Raw genomic sequence first — 5,480 nt, 5'->3', positions numbered from 1 at the left:
CGGGGTCAAAGCGACTGCGCCAACTTTCTCGCGCAAAGCAACTCCACGAACTGTCGCCGCAAACCACCTCCCACCGCGTTTGGTGGGAATCTGCTCGCGGGTGAGGATGTCGGCGATCGCGTGGTACGCGAGGCCCTCGCGACGGAGCCCCACGATGCGCTCGACGATGGCGCGCTCTTCAGGGGCGACCTCGACGACGAGACGACCATCACCATCTCGGTGCTCGATACGGCGAAGACCGAGGCCGACAGCACCAACACGCCCTCCCTGCCGCTTCACCTCCCGCAGCGCCTCCTTCGTTCGCTCGCCCGTGCTCTCGCGCTCCCACTGCGACACGCTGCCGAGGATGTGGAGCACGAGACGGCCCGAGGCGGAGCGCGTGTCGATGGAGTCGGCGACGGAGAGCAGCGCGAACTTGGATGAGAAGTACCGGTCGACGAGATCACCGAGGTCGCGTACCGACCGCGTAAGCCGATCCAGCTTGGTGACGAGTACACCATCCGCCTCGCCGCCGTTCAGCATCGCGAGAGCGCGCTGGAGACCGGGGCGATCCAGCGTCTTGGCGGATGCTCCAGCGTCGAGGATCACATCGACCACTTCGAGGTCGGTGGCCTCGGCGAACGCGCGGAGCTTAGCGACCTGCGCGTCGAGAGAGACGCCTCCCTCGGCTTGTCCTAATGTGCTTACGCGCGCATAACAGACAACACGAGTCAAGTGCGACATGCGTATCAATATAAACGATTAGACGATTCATTTTCAGCGATGCTGTTGGCATTTGACTTGCCTGTGGACCGACGCGCGCGGCCGCATTAATATAGATAACGGTCGAATTACATACGACTGAAGTGCGTATCACGCTTCGCACAGCCCTGCGTCGCCGTCAGCGGGCCGAGCTTGGGCCTGGCGTCGAGGGCGATGCGCGTCTCTGCGAGAGAGTCTCTAGCTCGGTATTGATCTGCGCGATGATTGCCGGCATCAACGGCGCGGAGAAGGCGGAGGACGGCGGAACCAGCGCAAGCTCCCGCGCCTCCTCTTCGGCGAGGTAGTGCAACCACGTTTGAACGCGCTCTGACCGAACGTTGAGGTCCCGAGCACGCGCTATCGCAGCGAGATTGCGTGCGAGCGTCGTATCCGCGATTGCGGTGTCGTACAGCATGAGATCGACGTACGCCAGCGACTGCGCAAGGTACTTCAGGTAATACGCACCCGATGCCGCGATCTTGTACGCCTGCGCGTCCGCGTCGAAGACGCGAGGCGGCTCGGAATCGAGCAAGAATGAACGCACGAGGTGCGCGAGGGATTGCGACAGGTCTTCGGGATTGTCGAACGCCCCTAGGAAATCCTCCCGTAGCGTATCGATGTCAACGTAGCCCTCGCCGTGCGCCGACGCTGACTTTTGATTATCATGCATATACGACAGCAGACGAAGGCGCGTAAAATGGCTAGAACGGACACCGGCGGAACGTGCGTAGACGTTTACGATTGAGGACTTGCCCGCGTGATAGAACTCAGAGTTGTTGAGGGTCACAGACTTCGCAAACTGGTGAAACGGCACAACATACCCGCCTCGGCCACGGTCAGTTTGCAGGATAGCCGTTACGTCTGTATTGCCGGACCCGACGAAATCTCGAAAGATCTCAAGGCCGAACCTGATGTTGCCGCCGGCGACCGACTCGACCATCCGCACGATGTTCCGGTTGCGATAGGTCACGCTACGGATGAAAATTTCCAACAGGCGCTTGCAGTCGTCGAGCTTCAGAGAAGCTTCCGCTTCTTGTGCGGCCGGAAAGAACTCCTCAGGGTTCTTGTCAATCAGGGCGAGCCCGTACTCCAAGCGACGACGGAGCACGTCTTGAAGATCGGGGCTTCCAATGTGGAACTTTGAAGTGGGGAAGGCGTTGAAGACGCCTCGATAGTAGGCCGCGTAGAACTTCTCATCTCGGAGCGACACGATGCAGATGGCCTTGAATTCATCCTGCATAGATTTTGCCAGCAGAAAGACGCGCTCCTGAAAGTCCTCTCCAAGCTGATCGGAGTTGTCGAGGACGAACACCGGCCTCCGGCCCAAATAGACAAGACGCCGGATCGCTGCTTTTGCAAACGCCTTGTCGCGATGAAACAAGTCGTGGACCTGACTGTTTACTATCGCGCGTGCGTGATCACTGTCCTGCGCCATCCCGTATAGGAGCGTGTCCTTGAGCGGGGCGAGTTCGTCGGCAAAAAGCACCCGGAGAGATTCACCGTCGGTCTTGATCTCGTTAGCGTAGCCCTCGCCGATCTGCTTGCGGACAGCACGAAAGATAAAACTCTCGATGTCGTCTTCTCCCGTCAACGTGCCAGACGGCGGCTTCCCCGAAGGGAGGAAGTCCACCTTGAACCATGCGCAGAACTCGTTCACGAGCGCAGGCTCAACGACGTGCTGGAACCGGGCAAGGAATGTCGTCTTGCCCGAGCCTACGCCCCCGGTGAGCACATAGACGCCGGTCTTGCGGTCTTTGATCGCTGATTCAAGCGCGTGACCGATCGAGGTCTTCTCGCGGGAGAACGGACGAACCGCGCTGCTTCCCGATTCCCGAATGAGCCTTGGCGGCTGGCGCGCGAGGAGGTCGCGAAGTTGCGAGTCCGTTTCCCGTGTCTCGCGGGTCGTGATGTAGCAGTTCTCGATAATCTCGATGCGCGACTCCGGGCGATCTTCGAGAACGCGCGTGGCGAGATGGTTCAGAACGCTCCACAGGCGATTTCGCGTGAGTTCCCGGTCCGGGTTGTCGACGAACGAGAGCGGCGTGGTGAGCGTCTCTACTTCCTCAAGAGACGCAAAGTACCGACGTAGTGCAGAGCCGGTCGCCGCATCGTACGAAAGAAGCTCGTACAGCATCTTGAAGCATGCCGGTGCCGTGATGTCAGCGAGGAGCACCGCCTTGCGTTTGGCGAGCGGCAACTCTTGGATCGCCGGGAAAATGACGTACTGATATCCATTCGTTACCACACAAAATGGACAGCCGAGGTTGGGGGCGTAACCGGCTGCCTGCCTAATGGCCTTCTGCAGCTTCTTATCGGAAAGCGCCGCGCCGCCAATGGTGACGATTTCTGGGTCGCTACGCACCGGCAGATCGAAGTTTGGTAGGACCCGCTTTGCTTCGAGGAGGAAGAAGTTTCGGCCCGTCTTTCGGAACGTGTAGTCGACGAAGCCCTCGTCCACAGGCTCCTCGCGAATGATGTACGTCTCCGACCAGCCGAGGCCGTCACCGAACACTGGGTCAATGAGCTTTAGACGCGTATCCGTCTCGGAGAGTTCCTTTCCCTCGACGCTGAGTCCGGCCTTCCAAAGCGCGAGGACCCCCTTCGCAATCTCGAACGCCTCGTCCATCCCCATCCCGGCATCGTACCCGCACGCATCGTCCCTCGCTCATGGTTCTGCGGGTGGTGCCGTGGTGTAATCGGCGCGCCATGTCCGACCTCCACACGGTGACCGCCCGCCTCGCCGAGAGCTTTGCTTCCGAAATTCTGCGGGCAATGTCCTCCGCCTCGAGCGCCGACCTCACGTCCGTGGCCGGACTCGCTCCGCGCGGCGCATCGGCTTACGTCGCGACGACGGGATCAACGCCTCGTGCCGCTCGGTTGGAGAGGGGCGGCCGTAGTTCTTGGCGAGAACACCTTTCAGCGACGGGTTATCCCGCTCGACCGCCTCCATTGCGGCGTCGATCTTCTGGCCGATCTCTGGTTGCTTCGCGCCCTTCTGAATCTCCGCCCAGCGGGCCTCCTTCGGCACCCAGAACACGCGCTCTGCGCGATATTCATCGCGCTCCTCGGGATCCGCTCCTTCGTCGGCCTGCTTAACCAGCTTCGAGTGAAGCTCCTCGAACGCATCCGAGATGTATTTCAGGAACACGAGTCCGAGGACGACGTGCTTGTACTCCGCCGCGTCCATGTTGTTACGGAGCTTGTCGGCCGCGAGGAACAGTGTCTTCTCGAACCCGAGATCGCCTCCGCCGTTCTTGGGCTGAGTGGGGCGAGACCTGCGCGGAGCCTTTGCCGGTTGCGAGGACGGCGGTTCGGCGGGGTGTGAGTCCGAACCTTCGGCTGCGTGGGAGGTGGCCTTCGATTCGAGCAGCCTCTCGATAAGGGCAGTTTTTTCTTTGCCACGATCGTCGCGGTCGAGCGCCCGACATAGTTCCTTCAAACGGTCGCCCGACATATCTCCGAGGATTGCCGTGAGGTTCGCCTTCGGTGACACCGATGCGGCGTCGACAAGGGCCTCGACTGATCTACGGTCGGCAACCTCAAGCTCGAAGCGTGTTGCGATTTCCTGAAGCTCGGGACGGGACAACTGTTCGAGAAGGGCGCGCTTGGTCGGCATGGACAACGCGAGCGTACGCGGCGGCGTACCAGGCGGGAACGGCTAACGAGCAGGTTGCCTGACGCCCGTGCGTGCGACGAGGTGTGTCGCAAGCCGGAAAGTCGGTCGAGCACCTGCTCAGTGCCTCGTGACGGGACGGCCAATCGCAGCGAGGTGCATCGCCCAGCAGCTTCGCGCCAACGGCAACGAGGCGAGCGCGCTCGTCGGCATTGCGGCGATGCCCTGAAGATGCGTCTCCGCATGCGGCACCGGCACCAGCACCCGGCGATGCCCCTGCACCACGACCAGGTTATCGTAACCGTCGGGAACGATACGGAGGTCTACGATAAGCGCGAGGCCGCCCACGAGCAGGTACGCGCATCGTTCCGAGCCGTCGTCGATTCGGTGATACGCGCGAGAGCGCACGCGAACCAGATGGCCTACGCGGATCATCGCTCCACCTCGCGAGCACTTCCACAAACCTCAGAACGGCCCTCTGGAGCCCCGGCCGGCTCGAGGATGCCCCATGTCGGGGGACGGGCCGTGGACCTGCGTACGTGGCAGCAAACGGCTCGCGTCGTCATCGACCGCTCCACAGACGGAGCAGAAGTGCCCGAGCGGCATGCAAGCCTCCGTCGGTGAACTTCCCGCCGACAGCACGGCGAGGGATGGACACCCGCGCGAGGTGCATGACGTGGCTCGACTTCGCGCGCGGGACGCGGTGCGGTGGGCAACGAAGCTCGACGTCGAGATCAAACCCATCCTCGCAGACGGCAACGGCGTGGAGGACGTAGCCGGTCGAGGTGGTGACCACGATCTTGGCAACGGCCATCACTGGTCGATGTCCTTGCCGGTGACGACAAAGCGGACGGGGTACCAAACAATAAACCGGAACCAATGCATGGCCGCAAACCCCACGACGCCGAGCCCCTGTGCCCATCCCTCCTGCCACCCGAGCACGCGCCCGCAGAACTGCGTGACGACAATCGCTGCAACAAACGACCAGAGGATGGTCATTACCCACGCCCGCAGCATCAGCCGCCCCCCACCGAGCACGCGCCGAGATGCTCGAGCACCCACCAGACGCCGCCCACACAGGCGACGGCGAGGATGGCGACAACAACGCTGGCAATGACCGCGAATC

4 protein-coding genes and 1 pseudogene are annotated in these 5,480 nt (G+C 61.8%); all 5 read right to left on the bottom strand.

From position 1 onward, the window contains the following. A partial coding sequence (locus tag ACLL97_RS07135; protein WP_411279782.1) for a recombinase family protein occupies nt 1-723 on the bottom strand: 723 nt, incomplete at its 3' end. Nucleotides 724-880: 157 nt separating this feature from the next. Continuing rightward, the gene (locus tag ACLL97_RS07130; protein ID WP_411279781.1) at nt 881-3,373 is read right to left on the bottom strand and encodes a hypothetical protein; all 2,493 of its coding nucleotides are present in this window, start codon (nt 3,371-3,373) and stop codon (nt 881-883) included. A 252-nt stretch (nt 3,374-3,625) separates the two neighbouring features. After that, nucleotides 3,626-3,961: pseudogene (locus ACLL97_RS07125) on the bottom strand (type I restriction-modification system subunit M N-terminal domain-containing protein); the annotation flags it as partial. A gap of 513 nt (nt 3,962-4,474) precedes the next feature. Next, on the bottom strand, nt 4,475-4,789 hold the full coding sequence (locus ACLL97_RS07120; protein WP_411279780.1) for a hypothetical protein: 315 nt from the start codon (nt 4,787-4,789) through the stop codon (nt 4,475-4,477). A 378-nt stretch (nt 4,790-5,167) separates the two neighbouring features. Then, nucleotides 5,168-5,353, bottom strand: coding sequence for a hypothetical protein (locus ACLL97_RS07115; RefSeq protein ID WP_411279779.1), 186 nt, complete (start codon nt 5,351-5,353; stop codon nt 5,168-5,170). Nucleotides 5,354-5,480 lie beyond the last annotated feature (127 nt).

The sequence above is a fragment of the Gemmatimonas sp. genome (assembly GCF_046594945.1).
Classification (GTDB): domain Bacteria; phylum Gemmatimonadota; class Gemmatimonadetes; order Gemmatimonadales; family Gemmatimonadaceae; genus Gemmatimonas.
This window is presented reverse-complemented; position numbering and strand designations above follow the sequence as displayed.